The 21,398-nt window shown below is 36.4% G+C and carries 21 protein-coding genes; 12 read left to right on the top strand and 9 right to left on the bottom strand.

What is annotated here, in order from left to right:
- Nucleotides 1–27: 27 nt before the first annotated feature.
- Both NIZ91_09740 and NIZ91_09745 read right to left on the bottom strand, forming a co-directional pair.
- Complete coding sequence (locus NIZ91_09740) at nucleotides 28–1,215, bottom strand: stage II sporulation protein P (GenBank protein USY56905.1); 1,188 nt, start codon at nucleotides 1,213–1,215, stop codon at nucleotides 28–30.
- A gap of 130 nt (nucleotides 1,216–1,345) precedes the next feature.
- Complete coding sequence (locus tag NIZ91_09745) at nucleotides 1,346–2,917, bottom strand: hypothetical protein (GenBank protein USY56906.1); 1,572 nt, start codon at nucleotides 2,915–2,917, stop codon at nucleotides 1,346–1,348.
- A gap of 214 nt (nucleotides 2,918–3,131) precedes the next feature.
- Here NIZ91_09745 and NIZ91_09750 point away from each other — a divergent pair, with 214 nt between their 5' ends.
- A complete protein-coding gene (locus tag NIZ91_09750; protein USY56907.1) occupies nucleotides 3,132–3,647 on the top strand; it encodes an SMI1/KNR4 family protein in 516 nt (171 codons plus the stop codon).
- Nucleotides 3,648–3,659: 12 nt separating this feature from the next.
- Here NIZ91_09750 and NIZ91_09755 read toward each other — a convergent pair whose 3' ends face one another.
- On the bottom strand, nucleotides 3,660–4,169 hold the full coding sequence (locus NIZ91_09755) for a GNAT family N-acetyltransferase (GenBank protein USY57139.1): 510 nt from the start codon (nucleotides 4,167–4,169) through the stop codon (nucleotides 3,660–3,662).
- A gap of 161 nt (nucleotides 4,170–4,330) precedes the next feature.
- Between NIZ91_09755 and NIZ91_09760 the strand changes: the two genes are divergently transcribed.
- The 3 genes from NIZ91_09760 to NIZ91_09770 are packed head-to-tail and all read left to right on the top strand — an operon-like array spanning nucleotide 4,331 to nucleotide 6,930.
- Nucleotides 4,331–5,797 carry a HAMP domain-containing histidine kinase gene (locus NIZ91_09760; protein USY56908.1) on the top strand — a complete coding sequence of 489 codons (1,467 nt, stop codon included), beginning with the start codon at nucleotides 4,331–4,333 and terminating at the stop codon, nucleotides 5,795–5,797.
- A 14-nt stretch (nucleotides 5,798–5,811) separates the two neighbouring features.
- On the top strand, nucleotides 5,812–6,498 hold the full coding sequence (locus tag NIZ91_09765; protein USY56909.1) for a response regulator transcription factor: 687 nt from the start codon (nucleotides 5,812–5,814) through the stop codon (nucleotides 6,496–6,498).
- A 12-nt stretch (nucleotides 6,499–6,510) separates the two neighbouring features.
- Entirely contained in the window at nucleotides 6,511–6,930 is a 420-nt protein-coding gene (locus NIZ91_09770) for a GNAT family N-acetyltransferase (protein USY56910.1), read from the top strand.
- Nucleotides 6,931–6,975: 45 nt separating this feature from the next.
- Here the strand turns inward: NIZ91_09770 and NIZ91_09775 are convergent, their stop codons facing one another.
- Entirely contained in the window at nucleotides 6,976–8,625 is a 1,650-nt protein-coding gene (locus NIZ91_09775; GenBank protein USY56911.1) for a SulP family inorganic anion transporter, read from the bottom strand.
- Between the two features lie 266 nt (nucleotides 8,626–8,891).
- On the opposite strand from NIZ91_09775, the gene NIZ91_09780 reads away from it, so the two are divergent.
- From NIZ91_09780 to NIZ91_09795, 4 genes are all read left to right on the top strand, one after another.
- Entirely contained in the window at nucleotides 8,892–9,299 is a 408-nt protein-coding gene (locus NIZ91_09780) for a MerR family transcriptional regulator (protein ID USY56912.1), read from the top strand.
- Between the two features lie 74 nt (nucleotides 9,300–9,373).
- Entirely contained in the window at nucleotides 9,374–10,450 is a 1,077-nt protein-coding gene (locus tag NIZ91_09785) for an MFS transporter (protein USY57140.1), read from the top strand.
- A gap of 131 nt (nucleotides 10,451–10,581) precedes the next feature.
- Nucleotides 10,582–10,887 carry a hypothetical protein gene (locus NIZ91_09790; protein USY56913.1) on the top strand — a complete coding sequence of 102 codons (306 nt, stop codon included), beginning with the start codon at nucleotides 10,582–10,584 and terminating at the stop codon, nucleotides 10,885–10,887.
- A 365-nt stretch (nucleotides 10,888–11,252) separates the two neighbouring features.
- Nucleotides 11,253–12,053 carry a YihY/virulence factor BrkB family protein gene (locus NIZ91_09795; GenBank protein USY56914.1) on the top strand — a complete coding sequence of 267 codons (801 nt, stop codon included), beginning with the start codon at nucleotides 11,253–11,255 and terminating at the stop codon, nucleotides 12,051–12,053.
- A 28-nt stretch (nucleotides 12,054–12,081) separates the two neighbouring features.
- Here the strand turns inward: NIZ91_09795 and NIZ91_09800 are convergent, their stop codons facing one another.
- Together NIZ91_09800 and NIZ91_09805 are read right to left on the bottom strand one after the other, a co-directional pair.
- The gene (locus NIZ91_09800) at nucleotides 12,082–13,251 is read right to left on the bottom strand and encodes an MFS transporter (GenBank protein ID USY56915.1); all 1,170 of its coding nucleotides are present in this window, start codon (nucleotides 13,249–13,251) and stop codon (nucleotides 12,082–12,084) included.
- A gap of 158 nt (nucleotides 13,252–13,409) precedes the next feature.
- Nucleotides 13,410–14,168, bottom strand: coding sequence for a TrmB family transcriptional regulator (locus tag NIZ91_09805; GenBank protein ID USY56916.1), 759 nt, complete (start codon nucleotides 14,166–14,168; stop codon nucleotides 13,410–13,412).
- A gap of 664 nt (nucleotides 14,169–14,832) precedes the next feature.
- On the opposite strand from NIZ91_09805, the gene NIZ91_09810 reads away from it, so the two are divergent.
- From NIZ91_09810 to NIZ91_09820, 3 genes are all read left to right on the top strand, one after another.
- Complete coding sequence (locus tag NIZ91_09810; protein ID USY56917.1) at nucleotides 14,833–16,464, top strand: DUF3578 domain-containing protein; 1,632 nt, start codon at nucleotides 14,833–14,835, stop codon at nucleotides 16,462–16,464.
- A complete protein-coding gene (locus NIZ91_09815; GenBank protein ID USY56918.1) occupies nucleotides 16,418–18,142 on the top strand; it encodes a restriction endonuclease-like protein in 1,725 nt (574 codons plus the stop codon). Before NIZ91_09810 ends, NIZ91_09815 begins: the two co-directional genes overlap by 47 nt.
- Nucleotides 18,143–18,249: 107 nt before the next feature.
- Nucleotides 18,250–18,648 carry a DUF2750 domain-containing protein gene (locus NIZ91_09820; GenBank protein ID USY56919.1) on the top strand — a complete coding sequence of 133 codons (399 nt, stop codon included), beginning with the start codon at nucleotides 18,250–18,252 and terminating at the stop codon, nucleotides 18,646–18,648.
- Nucleotides 18,649–18,883: 235 nt separating this feature from the next.
- On the opposite strand, the gene NIZ91_09825 is transcribed toward NIZ91_09820, so the two are convergent.
- Nucleotides 18,884–19,336 carry a YndM family protein gene (locus NIZ91_09825; protein USY56920.1) on the bottom strand — a complete coding sequence of 151 codons (453 nt, stop codon included), beginning with the start codon at nucleotides 19,334–19,336 and terminating at the stop codon, nucleotides 18,884–18,886.
- A gap of 196 nt (nucleotides 19,337–19,532) precedes the next feature.
- On the opposite strand from NIZ91_09825, the gene NIZ91_09830 reads away from it, so the two are divergent.
- Complete coding sequence (locus NIZ91_09830) at nucleotides 19,533–19,937, top strand: hypothetical protein (protein ID USY56921.1); 405 nt, start codon at nucleotides 19,533–19,535, stop codon at nucleotides 19,935–19,937.
- Between the two features lie 13 nt (nucleotides 19,938–19,950).
- Here the strand turns inward: NIZ91_09830 and NIZ91_09835 are convergent, their stop codons facing one another.
- Nucleotides 19,951–20,766 carry a Ku protein gene (locus NIZ91_09835; GenBank protein ID USY56922.1) on the bottom strand — a complete coding sequence of 272 codons (816 nt, stop codon included), beginning with the start codon at nucleotides 20,764–20,766 and terminating at the stop codon, nucleotides 19,951–19,953.
- A 138-nt stretch (nucleotides 20,767–20,904) separates the two neighbouring features.
- Nucleotides 20,905–21,348: an Hsp20/alpha crystallin family protein gene (locus NIZ91_09840; protein USY56923.1), complete on the bottom strand. Its 444-nt coding sequence runs from the start codon at nucleotides 21,346–21,348 to the stop codon at nucleotides 20,905–20,907.
- Nucleotides 21,349–21,398 lie beyond the last annotated feature (50 nt).

Genomic DNA, 21,398 nt, shown 5'->3' on the forward strand with positions numbered 1-21,398 from the left:
AAAAAGCTGCCAAAAGGCAGCTTTTTCTTATGATTCACTTCCGCTAACCTTTTCAGCATCCCAATAAAATTCACTGAGAGCATCTGCTAGCGCTTTTACGGTATTTGTTAACTCTTCCATATTGTTATCAACGCCTCCAATTTCAAGGAGAATAGCATTAGTGGATAAATCTTGGTTGTAAACTCCGTTTCCACTCGCTTTACTTTTACCGAGTACACCACGACTTAATCCAGGATATTTCTTTTCTAAGCTTTCATGAAGCGCTTTTGAAAGCTTTAAGTTTTGCTCAAAGTTTTGATTTTCCTTCCCTAATACAAACATGACGCGTGCATACGGTTTATCATTAATTTCAATAGTTGTATCTTTTTTACGAAGGGAATCTCGATGCAGGTCAATAAGATAAGTTAAATCTTTATTATTAGCCATCGCTTCTTGTACGATGGTACGAGACATTGCATAAGAGCGAGGTGTTTTCCATCCTTTTTCATTTAGCTTTGCACCGATATTGGTTGTATCGACTTCAGCTCCAATACCTTGTGATTCTAGCTCTTTTCCGAGCATTTCACCGACCATGCTAATATTGGTTTTACTATCCGTCGCTTTATCAGCATTAGAGGCGCCTTCTAACCCTAATAAAGGCAAATAGGACTCCCAGCTGTGCGTGTGATAGATATAGACAACTTTTCTCCCATTTGTTGTGTTGGCTGGAGGCTTTTCTTCTTGGTCTTGTTCCTTTTCCGTCGAAGGCTGTTCAACTTTTTCTTTGGCTACTTCTCTTTCTTTTAACACTTCTTCAATTGGAGGAGCGGATTCTTTTGGGAAGTTTGTAAAATTAGTTCCTTCACCCGCAATAATTAAATTTGAGTCAAAAATGCTAAAACCTGGAATTTCAGAGCCGAATAAGCTTCGTGCATCTTGCGTCCGTATGCTAGTAGAAAGTTCTAGTAGAGTGGAAGATAAAGAAGGTGTAGAAAAATTTTCGTCAAATGCTTTCTTAAAGTGCTGGTTTTCTTGACTCATTAAATAAAATAAGCTTTCCGCTTTATGTTTTGATAACGTCTGATACACAATTGATGAATGAAACTGCTCTTTGAATGCGGAGTAGCTTACTACAAAAACTGCCGAAGAAATGAGTACAACAACGCATATAATGACCATAATCATTCTATATGTGAGAACAAAAAAGTTAGCACGATTATCGTTACTAGATTTCAATATCGCTTACTCCCTTCAAGAACGCTTTTGAATCTAGTAACTAGTTTATGAGGATTAAGAAGGAAATATGAGGACATTTTCTAAAATAATAGAGTAATTGCTAGAAAAAATGCTAGCTAAACCAAATCGGTTAGCTAGCAGAAGAATGTTTACCTTGCAGCAGTTGATAAATTTGCTGACCTCTAGGAGTCAGTGTAAAGCCTCGGCTGTTCTTTGTTATGAGTTCTAAATGTTGAAGCTGGTTAAATACTTCTATAATATGCTTTCTCTTCACGTTTTTTAAGAGCCCGTGTGCGTGTAGGTCTGTTAACCCTTTTTGACGCATGCTGTTTGTAGATTGGCCTTCAACTATTTGAAAATAAACTTCTTGCGCTTGAGAATCCTTTAGTAGATCTATTAGCTCTAAAAGCTTATAAAAAGACAGAGAAGAAAGTGGTTTCTTTTGAACCATTATCGGTGCTTTTAAAGATCCTTTTTGAATCTGCTCTAATTCTTGTTTATACATAGTTGAAAACTCATCGAGCTGCTGATGGATGACATTTTTATTTAGTAAGGCAACATAGTCTTCCATTTTTTGGAATAATGTAATCTGAGATTCAACGTTCCACTTAGAAAAGTGGGGTAGTGACAGCTCAATTTCTTCGTTGATAGGGATATCAAGTGTAAGTAAGTCATTCATGAAAGCAAGAAATGGAGGCTCGTCTACATGATTAGAATGCAATGAAAACTGCTCAATTTGTTGAATTGTTTGGTTAATGTTCGTGATTACTAAGCGATAATTCTCCGCTGCTATTTTCCATTTTTGGAGCTTACTCATTTTACAAATCAAGTCGTTGTTTTCTTTCAACAGCTCCTTAAATAAACGCTGCGTAGTGGCGAGGCGTTTGTTGGCTAACACGATATGAAACTCCTCACTTAGCGTAACGCAATCATCGATAATATGATAGGTTAGGGATAACCCTAAAGAGGAACAGTGAATCAGCAACGCTTCTTGGTCAGGTACGATTTGAATGATGCTTTCGTTTACACATGTTTTTATCCCGTATTCAAAAGCCTCATAAGAAAGCGAACGGAATGGTCTTAAACCAACTTCTAAACGGTTGCGAAAGTGCGCAACTTTTTCGGGGTTGTTCATTAAAAATAACAAAGGTGAGTTCTCACACTTTTCCATGGCTTGAATTGCTTCTTTGTTACGATTATAAAGTGAAACAAGCGGATGATCAAAAAAGCGACTGTTGACATGAAGCAGCCATTCTTCACGAGATGAATCGTGAATTCTCGCGCAAAACATATATTCTTTTACCAATTTTGAGAGGTAGCTATGTAGTTCTTCCTTAGACATGTTGCTAAAGTCCTCAGGGTAAAATTCATGCTCATGAATCGGAACACCACGATTTTTGTTGTAATCTTTCCATAGAAATGACTGAGGTTTCCAAAGGTGTGGATAAATTGTTTCCACTCTATCAATCGGAATGGGAAAACCGTCAGCTGAATTATTGTATAAAAATGAATTAAGAAGTAATTGTTCATCTATTGAGTACGTTTGAAGAGCTAATGAAACAGCTTCATTTAAACGAGTGAGCAATGCTTTTGTTTTTTTAGTGCTCAGTGAACGAACCGTTTTATTTTTGCGACCAAGCGGTATAAAAGTTAGCTGCGGATAGTCTTCAAACTGAATCGATAAGTTTTCAGGTACTGCCATTATCGTAACTCCTTTCTTGTAGCTTGTATTGTAGCTATATTTTCGTAAAAGAAAAAGTTTTGATGTGTTAATTCGGAATATTTTTTAATAGTTTAAATAAAGAGGAAAGTATATAACGTTAACTGTATTTATAAATGAAAGAAGGAATTAAGAACCTATTTGTGTAATTAGTGTATGTATGTTTTTTTGTTCAATCCAAAAATAGGAGGATCTTATGGTCAAAAAAACAATAAAAGCGTTAAAGCAGAGGCTATGGGAAAATAACGATGTAATTGAAGTGTATAAAGGAAATGGAGAAGTTGGTTTCGTCACGTGCACATTTTACGAGGGTTTAGTAGAAGAAGCAATTCATCAGTTTGAACAAAAGCATACGTATGTTATGCCAAAAGACTACAGAGAATTTTTAAAGGAAACGAACGGCTGTCGCTTATTTGAATCAACTATAGAAGAAAAAAGCATTGTCTTATACAGTTTGGAAGATTTGGAGGGGCAATGTAGTGAAGGCTGCATGATCATTGGAACTTTGAATGACAAAGAGGTTTTACTTCGGAGAGAAGAAGCAAGCGAGCACTCAGTCATAATAAAAAGCAAATATGAGCCGGTTGAGCAAGCAGTGAACTTACATATGACTTTTGAACAGTGGTTTGATCGACTGATAATGAGCCAAGGGAATTTATTTTGGACGTGGTCTGTTCAGCTGATTCCTGTACGAATTAAACGATTTCAATGACAAAACGTGCTGCTATGAGCGGCACGTTTTGTCATTTGTCAGATCATAGGTATATAAAACATCTTCTAGAAGTACCCCGTCAAATTCATGAGGGTGGGTTTTTACAAACTGTGCTCCTTGACGTTTGTAAAAGTTGATCGCGTGCGTATTCTTTCCCAACGCCCAAATATCAATTGACCGAACTCCTGAGAAATAAAGGTCTCTTTTGATAAAGTCCATTAACAAGGTGCCAATCCCTTGACCCTTTGCGTGATCTGAAATGTATAACGCAACCAATTCACCTTTATGTGATGAGTCGCTGTACGGTTCGTATGCACCAAAACCAACGATATCTTGCTTATCGTCGAAGGCTGCCACAATAGAAGTCCCGTCTTTCTGTAAAAAAGTGCTCCATTTTTCCTCGCTGTCTTGATAGGAAAGCTTTTCTAAATAAGAGTCTGGAATTAGACCATGATAGGTGGTTTTCCAACTATCAGTATATAACGTTGAAATGCTGTGTATATGGCTGAAATTAGCTTTCATTAGCTGCAATGTGTGACCCTCCGTATACAAAAATGAATAAATTGTAAATAAATGTAATATTAGACCATATTAAGAGATTCTTACTTTTTTTTATGATATGGTTTAATTATCAAAATAGTTTAATAATAATTTCTTTTTCAGCAAGAAGAAAGGATGTGGACATGTCATTAAAGCTTCGCTTTTTATTAACCTATCTTAGCATGGTTTTGGTTTTTGTGCTTTTACTTTTGCTTTTTGGATTTTTAGTGTTTTTTTCAATTACAGGAGATGCTAATTTTTTGCAAAAAACCTACTCAAATGCATATGTATATAAGCTCTTAACACCGGAAGAAGAAACGACATTTCTAAATGTAAAGCTGCTGAGTCAAGAAGACCCAAACCAACTTCTGAATCAACAACTAATCAAAAGTTATGAACAAGAAGGCATTGATATAATTGTCAGAAAGAATGAAGAAGTGACGTACTCATCGTTTGCTATAAATCGACGAACAGTGCACAAAGAGCTGCCGTATTTTAATGAAAAGAGTACAAAGTCAGCTACATATGAACAAGATATCATTCGAATTCAAAATAAGTTTTATTCATATATCAAATTGGATTTTTACTTCCCCAACCGCGATGAAGGAAGCGTTTTGGTTTTACGAAGCATTAGCCCTTACGTTGGAATTGTTCATAAAATCTTTCCGTTTTTATTTATTTTTCTTTTGCTTTTATTCGTTGTGATTATTGGTTTTGTTAACTATGTTGTGTCTAGAAGCGTTATTAAGCCAATTTATACATTAAAGCGAGCTGCTGAACGCATTCGTCAAGGAGACGTTCATTTTTCAATACCGTACAAGCATAATTCCAAAGATGAAATAAACGAGTTAACCAATTCTTTTGAAGAAATGAGAAGAAAGCTGCAGTCATCTATTGACCTTCAAGTTCATTATGAAGAAAACCGTAAGCAACTGCTGTCAAGCATCTCACATGACCTAAAGACGCCTATTACATCAATTATTGGTTATGTTGAAGGGATACAAGACGGCGTAGCCAACACACCTGAAAAGCTTGAAAAATATCTATTGACCATTTCGACGAAAGCAAAGGATATGAACAGCTTAATTGACGAGCTCTTTTTATTTTCTAAGTTAGATTTACATGAAGTACCATTTCATTTTGAAACTGTGAGTATTAATGACTTTATGGAGAGGCTTAACCAGGAGCTGCAATTTGAATTGGAAGAAAAAGGAGTGTTGTTACATTTTTATACTACGCTTTCCAGAAGAGCGTATGTAAAAGCAGACACAGATAAGCTGCGGCGAGTAATAATGAACTTAATTACAAATAGCATTAAATTCATGGATAAAGAGGACAAGCGTATTGAGCTGATGCTGAGTGAAAACGAAAGTGAAGTAATTGTAAGAATAGTAGACAACGGGTGTGGCATCGAACCAAGAGCGCTTCCCTACATATTTAACAGGTTTTATCGAGCTGAAGAATCGAGAAGTACGCAAACGGGAGGAAGCGGTCTGGGATTAGCAATTGCCAAACAAATTATTGATTCACATGGTGGATCGATTTGGGCAACAAGTACATTACATAAAGAAACAAGCATCTATTTCTCTTTGCAAAAAATAACTAAATAGAGGTGATAGTAAGAGTGAAGCGTATATTACTAATTGAGGATGAGCCAAGTATTGCAGAGCTACAGCGTGATTATTTAGAAATTAACCAGTTTGAAGCCCATGTTCAGCATAGCGGAGAAGAAGGGTTAGAAAGAGCTTTAAACGAAGAGTTTGACCTCATCATTTTAGATATTATGCTCCCAAAGCTAAACGGGTTTGAAGTGTGCAAACGAGTTCGGGCGGTAAAAGATATACCTATTTTACTTGTATCAGCTAAAAAAGAAGAAATTGATAAGATTAGGGGTTTAGGGTTGGGTGCTGATGATTATATCACAAAGCCGTTTAGCCCTGGAGAGCTGGTAGCGAGGGTCAAGGCTCATTTATCTCGCTATGAGCGCTTGAGCGAGCGCAATCATACAAAAAAACGAATTAAAGTTCATCACATTGAATTAGATAAGCTAGCTCGTCGCGTCTTTGTTTATAATCAGGAAGTAACATTTACTACAAAAGAGTTTGATTTATTATTATTTCTTGTTACTCATCCAAACCAAGTACTTAGCAAAGAACAGTTGTTTGAAAATCTATGGGGATTTGACTCGACTGGAGATATTTCAACGGTTACAGTGCACGTAAGAAAAGTGCGTGAAAAAATTGAACAAAATCCTGCTCAGCCTCAGTACTTAGAGACAATTTGGGGAGCGGGATATCGGTTTAATATTTAAGGGGGAAAGAAATTGCGAGTGAGAACAGCTACCACATTAGATTATCCAGAACTGCGATTTATTTATTTAAAATCTCGCAGTCGGCACTTTCATTGGTTGAACCCTGAAGTCCTTCAGCTTGAAGATTTTGATAGGGATACAACAGGTGAACATATATTAGTTGCTGAGATTGATCATAAAATAGCAGGATTTGTGTCTTTGTATCTTCCTGATAATTTTATTCACTGCTTGTTTGTACATCCCGACTATTCAAGGAAAGGTGTTGGAACAGCGTTATTAGATGCATCCATTCAAAACATGAATACGCCACTGCGTTTGAAGTGCGTATCAAAAAATGACAAAGCACTACTGTTTTATAAGAAAAATGGGTGGGCGCAAGTGGTTGAGGAAGGACCGATAGAGGAACGTTACTGGGTAATGGAGTACCGATAAATAAAAAAACGAAAAATCCACGAATATGGATTTTTCGTTTTTTGTTTAAGAAGAAAATGCGGGTTGTTTTGATTTGTTAGCATATGGCTTACTCTTTGTATGAAGGAAAGATTGTGCGTAATCAAGAGCTTTACTTGCTTGAGAAAAAAAGTGCTGTTTACCAATTCGGTCATAAAGACCTGTTTTAAGAAACATTTCTTTTGGCTGAGCATCTAGTCCTGTAATTAATAACGCCCGGTTATCTTCATCAAGCCTTTGATGAACGTTTGAAAGTAAATCTTCGCCTGAGGTGTCAATAAACGAAACTTGCTCCATTTTTAAAATAACAACGTCTGCATTCGATTGAATGATACTATCAGTTGCTTCTTCTAATCGTTCAGCTGAGCCGAAAAAGAGCGACCCTTCTAGCGTGTACATTTGAAGCTGGGATTTTTCATCATCGTTGTTTGTTTGTGAAACATGAAGTGATTGACTCATACGCTTGACAAACATAATAATGGCAAAGAGTAATCCTACGCCAACACCTGTTGTTAAGTCGAAGAATACGGTTAGCAAGAACGTGATTGCTAAAACCGCAGAGTCTGCAGTTTTTGTTTTGAAAATATGAGCAAATTCTTTTCGTTCGCTCATATTAAAAGCAACGACCATTAATACAGGTGCCATACTTGCTAGTGGAATATGAGAGGCATATGGTGCTAATACCAACAGAACGATTAGTACAACGAGGCCATGTACAACTCCTGAAATAGGTGACGTTCCTCCGTTACGAATATTAGTTGCTGTTCGAGCGATTGCTCCTGTTGCGGGAATACCTCCAAACAAAGACGTGGCCATGTTAGCAATTCCTTGTCCTACAAGCTCTTTGTTGCTGTTGTGTTTTGTCTTTGTCATACTGTCAGCTACCATAGCTGATAGAAGTGATTCAATTCCGCCAAGCATAGCGATTACAAGTGCTGCTGGTAATAGCATAACAATGGTATCAACTGTTAATTCAGGCCACTGAAAAGCAGGGAGCTCATTCGGAATTGGACCATAGGTTGATCCAATAGTAGCAACCTTGCCTTGAAAAAAAAGAACGGCAATCAAGGTGGAAAACAGAATGCCTAACAATGCACCAGGAACCTTTGGAATAAATTTGGGCGCAATAAGGACAATTACTAAACAAATAATAGCTATTAGTATGCTATAAATATTGATAGCAGATAGGTTTGTGATAATTTCCCACATGCTAAGGTGAAAAGTCTCATGTTTTTCTATATTGTGTAACCCTAAAAAATTTGCAATTTGTCCTGAGAAGATAATAATTGCAATACCGGCAGTGAAACCAATTGTCACGGGCTTTGGAATGAATTTGATAAACTTTCCAAGCTTAAGAAGGCCCACAATAACTAAGATAATTCCTGCCATAAAGCCAGCTATAATTAAATTCTCATAACCATATTGCATGACAACTCCTAACAAAATAGGAACAAATGCACCTGTTGGACCTGCAATTTGGAACCGGGATCCCCCCAATAAGGAGACCAAAATCCCAGCAATAATCGTTGTATAAATACCATATTCAGGTCGGACGCCAGAAGCAATGGCAAATGCCATAGCTAAAGGGATTGCTACAATACCCACCACGAGTCCAGCAATCAAATCTTTTTGCAAACGTTCTGCGCTATAATCTTGAAATCTAGTCGCCTTTTTCATTTGAGTATCCTCCTTTTATGTAATTGGTAGACGAGTTGTTCTAAGTTGATACACTTAGTCTAAAGAGCAATCGTAAAGAAAGGTGAAAAGAATTATTAAAAAATTCTTAAAAGAGGGCAAAAGTTATCTAAAGTGAAGAATGAAAATATGCTTAAAATTATAATTAGGTAAAATCAATATATTGACATTAACGTTAACGTCAGGTATTCTTATATAAGTAAAGTTAACGTTAACGTTAATGTTATGTTCCTGGAGGTTTATTGTACATGTACAAAATTGATGAAGTAACAAAAATGACAGGTTTAACAAAACGAGCAATTCGCTACTATGAAGAAATAGGGTTAATTTTGCCACCCTCACGTACTAAGGGAAATGTTCGACTCTACACAGAAAACGAAATAAATGAGTTAAAAAAAGTTGCTGAAGCGAAGGAAGTACTTGGCTTTTCCTTGCAAGAGCTTCAAGAATTTATGTCGTTAAAAAGAACGATTGAACAAGCAAAAAGAGATCAGAATGTCTCAGCTCAAGATGTATTGGAAATTGAAAATATGATCCATACCCAAATAGAAATGATTATGTATAAGGTCGATAAGATGATGACATTTAAACAAGAATTAGATGCCATGCATAAACGAGCTAGAGATATTCGAAAACGAAAGGAACAAGAGGAGTGACGCGTGTGGAACAACAGTATTCTAAAAGCCGTGTTGGTCAAATCATCACGGTTTTTGCTACGTTTTTAGCATTTATGGGAATAGGAGTTGTGGATCCAATTTTACCGGAGATTGCGGCTCAAATAGGAGCTTCCCACTGGCAAGTTGAAATGCTATTTACGTCATACTTATTAATGATGGCTATCATGATGATTCCAGCTGGTATCTTAGCTTCCAGATTTGGAGATAAACGCTTGATGGTTACAGGGCTTATTATTGTAACAATATTTGCTGCGCTCTGTGGGTTGTCGAGTAATATTCCACAGCTATCAATTTTTCGTGCCGGTTGGGGATTAGGTAATTCATTCTTCTTCGCAACTGCTATGACGCTGTTAATAGCCCTATCAGGCGAAGTGAAACAAGCAGTTGGAATGTACGAAGCAGCCATTGGATTAGGCATGGCTGGTGGACCACTGGTTGGTGGTGTACTTGGTAGCTCTTCATGGAGACTACCGTTTATTGGAACTAGTATTTTGATTTTTATTGCATTTATTCTTGTTTTAACAATCGTTAAACAACCTGCTTCTAGTAAGCCAAGAAAGGCAGCAGGCTTTAAAGATATTATTCAGCTCTATAAGTGTAAGCCGTTTACTCAAGGTGCACTTTCTGGAATGCTTTATTATTATGGCTTCTTTACCGTGTTAGCTTATACACCTCTTATCTTGCCGATTAGCGCTTTGCAAATTGGGTTTGTCTTCTTTGGTTGGGGGTTATGCTTAGCTTACGGATCTGCTATTTTAGCTCACAAATTAGAAACGAAATATCAGCCGAAACAAGTGCTCCATATTAGCTTGATTATCTTTGCTGTTATCTTAGCTTTACTATTTGTAACGGATAATACGGCGCTGCGGATTGTTCTTGTTATGCTATCAGGCTTAGTATCAGGACTAAACAATGCACTATTTACAAGCTACGTTATGGAAGTATCACCGTATGAAAGAGGAATTACTTCAGGTGGATATAATTTCCTTCGTTGGTTAGGAGCTGCGTTTGCCCCGTTATTATCAGGTGTAATCGGTCATGCAATAGCACCTCAAGCACCTTTTTTAGTTGCTGCTATTATTGCAGTTGTTGCGTTTATTATCATGAAAGTGAAAGTGAAAAAAGTTTAAAAACAATAGGTTAAAAGAACTAAGAGAAAGGCTGGCTAGCCTTTCTCTTTTTTGACTAACTTTGAGGGAATTAAAAAATAGTGTATAATAGAGACAAGAACGTAAATTTTGTTCTAGATTATAGGAGTGTGATGCGAGTGGCCACCTGTAAGAACTGTGACCATAAATGGAATTGGAAAACGTCTGTTAAAAAATTATTAACGCTTCGAAACGTAATGAAGTGTCCACATTGTGGAGAAGAGCAGTATATGTCCGCAAAATCTCAAAAAAGATTGTCAATCTACTTATTTACACCTCTGATTCTCTGGCTTATCTTATCCGTACTTAATTTCCCTCTACAAAGTGTAATGACGGTTACCGTTCTCGGATTTGTTGTTTCAATTATGATGATGCCTTTTTCATACGAGTTAAGTGATGAAGAAGAGCCGCTATGGTAAAGCTCATGTCTACATGAGCTTTTTTTATGCCTACTAATAAAAGTTACCATCGTAACAAAGTCTAATACTAAAGGCAGCCAGCTAACGGAAACGCGCCTTCAAAAAAGAACCATCTAGTCCTAAAATGTTTACAGCATATGAAAAAAGGGAAAATAATTTTATGTTTTTTATGGCTAATGACAGACCAGTTAGGCATTTATTTTAGGAATTTCAGCTCATTTTCAAGTCTGGGATGATCTTATATGCTTCTTTATTCGTTTAGTTAAGCGTAGCGGGTAAACATGTTACGAAGAAATAAGTAATGAAACATATTTTGATTTATTATACTAAAGCAAAGTGCATGTACAAAAAGAAGGTGTATACAAATGGTAGTTCAAACATCAAAAACGGTCTTGCAGCGCTTTTTTTCAGAGCGTTTTTTTGACCAAGCAGCCCAAACAGCATACTATTTTTTATTGTCCTTTATCCCATTCATCATTTTTTTATTTTCATTGCTAAGCTTCTTTCCCATTGACACCAATAATTTATTGGTGCTTATTCAGCCCTTTGTGCCGGAAAGTGCATACGATATTATTGAAAGATCCGTTACGTCTGTTTTAAACCAAAGCGGAAAGAAATTATTGTCTTTTAGTCTTATTGCTACGTTTTGGCTTGCTTCAATGGCAATTCAATCTCTTGTACGTTCTTTAAATGATGCGCATCAAATTCAGCGTAAGCAAACTTTTCTTCATGCATTAATCAATGACTTGATTTTGACTCTTGGCTTTATGATTATTGTATCATTATCGCTTTTTGTCCCAATCATAGAGGAGATTTCGCGACATTTTATCGTAACAAAAGTTAAGATTCCAGATTTTTGGTATACAAGTTGGACCATTATTCGTTGGGGAATTGGTACGAGTTTTCTGCTTTTATTCTTTGTCTTTTTCTATAAAATGGTGCCGAGTGCCAAAATTGCATGGAAAGAAGTATTACCAGGAGCTATCTTTGCAACCTTAGGCTGGCAGGTGGCTTCAACTGGATTTTCGTATTACGTGAAGTTTGGTAGCTATTCTGAAATATATGGTCAATTGGGGAGTATTATCATCTTAATGATTTGGTTTTATTTAACTGCTGCTATTTTATTAATTGGAGGGCTAATAAACGGTCATCGCTATCAACGATAAAACCCGCTGCTACAAGCAGCGGGTTTTTCTATTTACTATGAATAGAGCTGGTAGAAATACTTGGGCGCGTTACAGCGATTACGGTTGCGAGTAAACCTAGTAAAACTAAAATGGACCCGACCCAACCGTTAAATAATGAGGAATAGCCGTTAATAATTATTCCGCCCACATAAGATCCTGCAGCAATTCCCAGATGTGAAATAGCAACATTTGTACTGATTAAAACATCTGGGTTGCCCTTTGCACTTTGAATAATTAAATTGTTCTGAGCAGGTGAAACAGCCCAGCTTAGAGCGCTCCAAACCGTCATTACAATTAAGAACAAAATAAAAGGAAGCTTAACGGCAAAAGGAAGAGCGACCATGCTTAGAAAAAAAGCACCGATGATTCCAATGACGGCAGTAGGTGCTCCAAGCTTATCTGAAAGAACGCCACCCAAACCTCCACCTGCTACGGCTGCTAATCCGAAAATTCCGTATACAAGGGTCACCATTCCGCTTGATAACCCAAATGTTTCTTGTAAAAATGGCGTGAAGTAAGCATATAGCGTTAAGTGCCCGGCTAATACAAAAAAGGTTGCGATATGAATGGACAGCATTTTTGTATTTCGAAGTGCATTAAGCTGCTGCTTAATCGGTACTACTGGAGCAGGTTCTAAGCGCTCCATGCTAATTGCAACAATAACCATAATAACCGCTGTTAACAGCGCAATTAAAATAAAGACTTCACGCCACCCAAACGTGTTTCCAATGAAAATGCCAATTGGAATTCCAAGTACTAACGAAGCGCTAATACCCATAAATACAATTCCTAGTGCTCTGCCTTGGTATTCCGGTTTCACAAGGCGCGATGCCATTGTAGTAGATAATACTATAATGAACGAACCGCTCATAGCAGCTAATACGCGAGAAACCATCAGCATGGAGTAACTCGTACTAGCTAGCGCCACGATATTACTAAGTAAAAAGATAAATAAAGCCCATAGATACACTTTTTTACGTTCAAATTTTGCCGTAATGTTTAACAAAACTGGTGCTGAAATCGCATAAACAAGAGAGAAGATGGAGATTAGATACCCAGCCTTTGCAATTGATACTTGAAATGAACTTGCGATGAGGTCGAGAATGCCGCCTAAAATGAGCTCAACAGTTCCTACAACGAAGGAAGCAATCGCAAGTATGTACACTTTATGATTCATAAATAAAACTCCTTTTAATAAAAGTTACAACTGTAATAGTAACTTTTATTTCATCTTCTTTCAAGTGTAAAATAAAAAAAGATTGCTTTTATGCAATCTTTTTTTACTTTACGTTTATTATGGAGTAAGCAAGTAACGTCGGAGAGCTAGGGTGACTACTAATAGCGAAGGCGAGTAAGAAGTCGCATAATCGTTTCATCTTCCAGCAGCTGCTCTTGGTATTTCTTTGTGATATAGGTAAGAGCGACATCGTGATAAAAAAAGTCGGTAAATACTTTAACAAGTGGCTGAGAATTTGTCTTAATAGCTTTCCAAGTCTCGTTTTCGATTCCTGCAAATAGCAAAGACTGTTCATCCACGATAACGAGCTGAGATGGTTCTAGCTTTTCATGGTGTTCCATGGGATGAAGGGTACTCGTATTTTCCAAGGTCGTTCGCAAGTCTCCAATTGTTAAGATTTCAACCGAAACTCCTTCTCTTTCTTTCTCTTCTAATAAGGGGCGGTAGTGCTCAAGCGTTGTATTCCAAGCCGATAGTAAAATCGAATGCGACGCATCTTGAATGAGTTCATCAATCGTGGCTATAATAGTTGCTTCATCTTTTAGTGTCCACACGTGATCATCTTGACTAACCTTTCTTATCTTATAAGACTGCAAATCGCGAATATCTTCTTCAAACTCTAAGCTTAATTTTTTAATAATGACATCAAGTGATACAGCGGAATAAAACTTTTTTTTACCTGAAAGAGTGTTTAATACGACACCTTTTTCAACGAGTTTATCTAATACTTCATAAATCTTTGCTTTTGGTACTTGAGATGCACGAACAATAGCCGTTGCGTCCAACGATTCTTCGCTCGATACAAGCGCTTCATATACCTGACTTTCATATTGAGAATAACCGAACTTTTGTAGCATAAAACCTCCAAGAGTCTCTAGTAATAAGTTGTATGTATTTTATTATATCAAATCTAGTTTACAAAACCATGTTGTTAGCGGGAATAGTGCGATTATTATCTGTTTTTTGCATAAATTGTTTGAGGTGAAAATACTAAATGATGTATATTGAGTAGTGTTCAATTAATCCTCTTAAAAATGGATGAGACACAAGGAATAAGAATGAACTCTTTCATGAATCATTAGGGGCACCGCCCTTGTTATAGTATGATTTTATTCATAATTTTTGGCTGTTGAGTGTCTTACTTTCCCATATAATAATTGAATGCCCGCATAAGTAAAGATAACAATACCACCTAGTAGTAAAACGACGCATGCACCTGCTTGAAAAAAATACTTCAATCTAAATCTCTCCTTTAACTCTTTGTTTTCTATTTGAAATCTAAGTAGCGAATGTAGTCACATTGGATAGAAGACTATTTTTGTATCTCCATTATAAAAGAACGTACTAATCACACCCTACTACACGAACTTACAGTTTTCTTACAGAGCTGTAAGGAAACAAGGGTTCATAACATTTCTCTAATTAAAGCGCATACTATATAATAAGGATAAGAAAATACTGGAGAAAACAAGCATGGTCTTTTGGCGATGCTTTTATGTATAGAAAAGGAGGAATGAGTCGATGAGTTTACGAGAACGATTGCTATACGTTGCTGAAAATTTTTCTGCAAAGGAAAGCGATGCTTTGCTTTCTCACGAAGTCGACAATATGCTAACGAGACGAATTCCACTTTCGCTTTATAAGCTTTCTGAAATTAACCGCGAAGAATTCAAAATAACCGGGATGCAAACTGCGTCTTTTCCATACATCAGCATATTAGATAAAAAGAGCGTAACAGGCCTTGCGATATCGTATGTGCTGAGTGAAGATGGACAGAGGCTATACCTTGTTTTAAAAAGGGAAGAAGAGGATGCACCTACTATTGCTGACATTCGCTTTTATACTCCTGAGCATGAACGAATAAAGAAGGATCATTTATTGATGATTGGCACAAGTAGTTATGCAAAGAATTTTGAAGATAACGTAGCGTTATACGTGCCTTATCACATCGAAGACTTTGCAACTGATCGTCAGCTTTATGAAGATCTGACATTATTTATTGAAATCCACCGTCAGTTTTTAAAAGCACACGGAATGAGCAAAGAGCTTTTATCGGACAAAGATGTAATAACTCACATGAAAGAATATATCAAATCACAAGGCTTTACGTATGAAGATGAGGATTTAACAAACATTTATTTGTCACTAAAAACAAAGCCGTTTATCATTTTGTCAGGCATGAGCGGAACAGGGAAAACCAAACTAGCGCAGCTACTAGCAGAAAGCCTTGGCGCAACGTTTGAAAACGGAAGGTTAGCTCTAATTCCTGTTAGACCAGACTGGCATGATGGTTCAGACTTGCTTGGTTACATTGACCTTAGAGGTGATTTTCGAAAAGGAGCCTTCTTAGGAATTGTGCAACAAGCCATTCAACATCCCAGCTATACATACGTGGCAATATTGGACGAGATGAATCTAGCCCGTGTTGAACATTATTTAAGCGACGTGTTAAGCGTAATAGAAAGTCGAAAGTGGCAAGAGCGTAAAATTAAAACAGCACCGCTATTACCAGGCCACAGAATGTTTCGTGATGTATATATACCTCCTAATTTATTAATTGTAGGTACGATTAATATGGATGAAACGACTCATTCATTCAGTCAAAAAGTGTTAGATAGGACTAATACCGTCGAGCTTAATACAATTCACCTTGATTCTTTTGAAAGTCTTACACAGGATTCTATAGTTACGGCAGGAGTTGAAACAACACAGATTCAAAGTATATATATTCATTTAAAAGATGCGTACGTTGAGCATGCGGAGTTGATCCATGAAGTTACAAATGAATTAATGTCTTTAAATGAATTATTAAAGCCTATTGATTGTCAAGTTGCTTATCGGATGAGAGACGAGATTTGTTTTTATATGATTTATGCCATTAAAAGTGGCGTGTTTACGTTTGACCAGGCATTTGATTTTCAGCTGCTACAAAAAATAGCTCCACGCATTAGCGGAGGTGACGCATACACGTTTGAAGTGTTAAAGGAACTATACTATTACTGTACCAATACGTTTGTTGATCAAGATATTGAAACAGCTGTTATTGAAGCAGAACGAATGCGCTTCCCTCGCAGCGCGAAAAAAGTAATGGAGATGATTAGAAGGTATGAGGCATTCGGATATACATCATTCTGGACAAATACCGTTCGTTAAAATTACAACGAAAGACTGTACGATCACTATTAGCGGAAAAGTTGAAACGCTTAATAAAGACGCAAGCGAGTCGATGTTCTTTTCTTGTACAGGGCAAGATATTGAAACGGTGGAGGTGTATCATCCTGAGGAGGGAGAACATGTACAAAGCTCACCTCTTCAGCCTTTATTTTTTGAAAATGAACAGTATGAAGTAATGGTTGTGTTAAAGGGGACAAAAGAGCTGTTTTTAGTAAATGAAATGACAGGTATTAAGCAAAAAAGTCGTAATGTGTATGGAGAGGGACAGTCAATTTTGTTCAGTACAATTTTTCTGCAAAATGAAATTGGCTATACAACGTTCCACGTTATGAGCGGGATAGAAAAAATTATAGCGTTTACGCTAGAAATATTCCCTATCAAAATGGACTATAAAAGTGATTACCTTTCTATGGTTAAATCCATTAATCAATCAACGTATGGGATGGCTTACAAATTGATTGGCAATACGTATTTAGAAGGTTCTTTGGATTTGACAGTTAAAGAAGGAAATTGGCTGGAATTTTATCATGTTTTATCTCATCACTTTCAACCTTTTATGAAATATATTAACCAAATAGAAAAGCAGCCAACACGCACGATTTTAAAGGAGAAAGAGTTTATGAGAGGAGACCAGCTCAAAAAGCCAGATAGCTTATCAATAGGATACTTGCGTAAACACCCTAATTATTTCGTACCTGCTAAAAGAGGTATCCGTTTAAAACGGAATAAATATGTAATACCGAACAAAGCCATTGGCACAAGTAGAAGCGACACGGTAGATACGCTTGAAAATCAAACGATGAAATGGATGTTAATGACTGTTGAGAATAAGCTAGAACAGCTTTTTTTACACGTTATGAATCGAAAGGAAGAGTATCATGGTTCCATGGTGAAACGGAATATGATAGAAGAAATTAATCGCATGCAGCAAGCTGTAAAAACAGTTCACTCCAACTTTTTTTGGAAACAGATAAGTACTAAATCAGTCTATTCAATAGATCGTCGTATTCGCCAAATTCCTGTCTATAAAGAAGTATGTAAGTACTATATGATGTTAATGCGAGGAATTACATTGAATGGAGAATTTTATACGCTATCTCTGAAAAATACGGCGTGGTTATATGAATATTGGGTTTATTTACGAATACGTGATCTACTTCAGACGCATGCGACCTTAATAACACATAACAGCATAAAAATGATAGAAAATGGGCTGTTTATGAATACTGGAGCATCACACCATGCATTTGTTTCAAACAGCGGGAAGCGTATTTATCTTTTTTATCAAAAAGAATTCAGATCAAAGTACACCACTACTCAAAGGCCGGATTTAGTATTGGCGTTTGAACAAAGCAATGGAAAATACGAGAACTATGTTTTTGATGCCAAGTATCGGGTACAGCGCAAAAATCACAAACTTATTCCTAAGGAAGAAGATCTAAATACGATGCATCGATATCGCGATGCTATTTTAAATAGTGAAAATGAGCGTATTATTCAAAAGGCGATTGTATTGTTCCCGAGCAATGATAAATCTTCTGCAGACCTCTTTCTTCAAAGTGTTGAAAAAGTAGGGGTAGGAGCGCTTCCTTTCTTACCGACCAATGAAAACATAGTAAAAGACTTTATCTTAGGTCTTTTGACCAAATTTAACTAGCATATGCTTTAAAAGAAACGTAAGGCTGCACCGTTTTCTCAACCAATCTATATACTGAAAATAAGTTCAATTGAACTCCTTTAAAAAATAGAAAATGGAGGGGAACAATGATGGTAGAACAATCAATATTTCAGCAATTAGTAAATGCTTCTGCTCATGATCGCTACACGTATTTTATCGAGCAAGTAATTAAATGCAAACGAGTTTGGATTGTTCTTGATGAACATAATCAGGTAAAGATGACTGGAAATGATGATAACAAGCGGTTAGTACCCGTATGGCCTTGCAAAGAATATGCACAGTGCTGCTTACAGCATGCACCATCTGGTTGCAGAGTCATTGCTATTTCTCTTGATACATTTATGAATGAACTCTTACTAGGTATGAAGAAAAAGGGCATGTTATCCTCTGTATTTTGGAATGGGTTAGATACCATTATTATCGGTGTTGATCAGCTATTGTTCGACTTAGAGTGGGAAATTGGAAAGACAGAGATTATTCATTAACCCTTTTAGGTTTTAGCGATTTTTATAGTTAGATATAGGACCTTTAGATTGTTTTGGATTTAAATTTTTCAGCTTATTTTTGAGATAATCCTGTAGAATTTTTCGCTTTTTCTTTCGCTGTTTGTCGCGGTTTTTCATAAGTAATCACCACCTTCCTTTACTTTTATTATACGTAATAATTAGTATTGGTCACTAGTCAAAATAAAAAAATAACCGAAAAGCGTCTGCTTTTCGGTTATTTTTTTTGAGGATCATGAATATCTGAATCATGTTCTTCTGCAAATTCGGTACTATATGCAAATCCTTTTCGAAACTCTGTTCTTTTTACAGCACGCGTTCGATTTTGGAAGAAATGCGCTAGTGAGTAGCGGTGTACAAGCACTTCAACACCAGTAATAATCGTTGCTGATAAAATGCTTCCCCATGCTATTTGCATATAGTTATTCAATAAAATTGTCCCGAACACCCATACGCTCATGTAGGTTAAGATGAAATCAAAAGCAGTAGCTGCTTTATTACCTAAAGCAGGAAGAATAATGCGATCACCTAATATGTAAGATGCAGCGGTTACAAAAGCGCTAAACGATAAAATGTCAACAAACGTTGCATCGAAAAATAAGTCTAGTCCAATGGCGAATGCAATTATACATGAAATGAATTTTACGACGATAATGGAAATGTGCTTCATGTGTTTTATAAACCTACCTTTTCTTCTTAGTATGGACGAAGAATTATTTTTTATACAAAATCAAATTTTATGTAATATTTCTGTGACAAATTTAGATATTAGTTGTAATTTCTTGTTGGATTTTCTAAAATGTAAAAAGATAGAGTCGCATCATATGTATATACGACAACGATGAATCTGACAGGAGGAGCAGATTGTGAAGAAGATTTTATTGTTCACAGTAGCTGCATTATTAGCTACATTTTTTATTGACCGTGCCTATAGTGAACGCAATCAGGCACAGCTAGAGTCTCAATTAGTAGATGAAATAAATAAAACAAAAGAAGAAACGAAAAGTGATTACGCAGTAATTGATTTTAATGAACTCTTTGATTTTAACTGGGATGAAGTATATGTCTTTGGTCCAGAAGCGTCAGTAAAAGATGTTAATAAAGAACTTGGATTTAAATGGTCGGATGCTACATTAAACAGCGTGTTAAATAGTGAGGAAAATGTCGTTGTATTTGTAGAAAACAAACAGATTACCCAGTATATCAAGGTTCCAGTCGATTATGGCACCATTATTCCTAAAGAATCTGTAGTAAAAAAAGCGAACAATTAACTGTTCGCTTTTTTTATGCCTTTTTCTCAATCGTCTTTTTACGAGGTTTTTTGGGTTTTAAGTTAGATTGATCAATACTCAGTTTTAACATTTGCATCAGCTTGGTAACGTCTTGTTCAGACTGCTGCTGGTTAAAAGAAGCCATCGCTTCTTTGTTTTGAATAAGCTCATGTAGCATATCGCGATAGTCATCATGATGCACTTTTGGTTCAAATGGAGCAGATAATTTATTAATAATCTCTACAGCGGCTACACGATCTTTCGTTGATAGAGATGGTAACGAATCAATATGAGGAACGTCTTGTATATGCCGAAGCTCTTCATGAAAGTGTAGCGTTTGTAATAAAAGGCAGCCTTCATAAGAGCGGATGATTGCAAGCTGTTGCTTAGAATATAAAAAGACTTTTGCAATACCAACCTTTCCACTTTGTGCAAGACCTTCCAATAGTACGCTATATTCGCGCCCACCAAATTCAGTGGCTGAAATATAATAACTTTTATCAAAGTAGATTGGGTCAATTTCTTCTAGCTGGACAAAATGTAAAATATCGATAGTTTTACTTTGAGAAAATTGCTTTTTTAGCTTATCTAGCTCATGTTCTGATAGCGTCACAAAGTGACCTTCGCTTGTTTCATATCCCTTAATCAGTTCATCTGAATGAACATCACGTTCACAATGTTCACAGCGTTTTACATGATGAATGGGTTTGTAACAAACTGAGTGAAGCGTTCGCAATTTGATATCTTTGTCTTCAACTGCTCCGTGAAGCTTAATTGGAAATTCAATCAATCCAAAAGATAGCTGGCCTTTCCATGCTGTATGAAGCAAAAAATCACCTCGTTTTTTCTATAGTGTGCAACGAGGGACAGAAGATATGTACATCATTAATTAAGACTATTAAAACATAAATAGTCTTAATTAATCTATGTTCTAAATAAACAATATAAAAGAGGATTTGAGTAAATCTTATTCATTGGAGAATGGTTGGATAGGAACATGAGAAGCAGGAGAAGTAACGTTTGAGTTTTTATAGATGGTGATTTCTAGTATGGAGTTTTGAAGAGTTCCAATAATCTTTTTATTGGTCAACAAAAATGGGAAATCAATGGTTTTTTCAATCTTTTCTTCACGTGAAGCTTTTTGAGACGTATGCTGTTTATCATCGTATTCCTCATAGGTCACTTGTTTCGTCGCTACAAGGAAAAGTGATTGTGATTCAACTGATACATGAATATGTTGAGGGTGATAACCAGCAAGCTCTATTTCCACAATATAAGTATCTTCCGTTTCGAATAAATCTGCGCGAACAGAATCATAATCTAAATAGCTCATAAAAGGATTTTCCAAAATTAACTCTAGCAGTTCTCGAAAACTTTTTGAGCAATCGTTCTTAGAATGTTTGTTGTTCATACTTGTTTCCTCCGTTAAGATACACGTTCTTCCATAACCATCATATGCAA

Source organism: Bacillus sp. 1780r2a1, from assembly GCA_024134725.1.
Classification (GTDB): Bacteria; Bacillota; Bacilli; order Bacillales; family Bacillaceae_H; genus Priestia; species Priestia aryabhattai_A.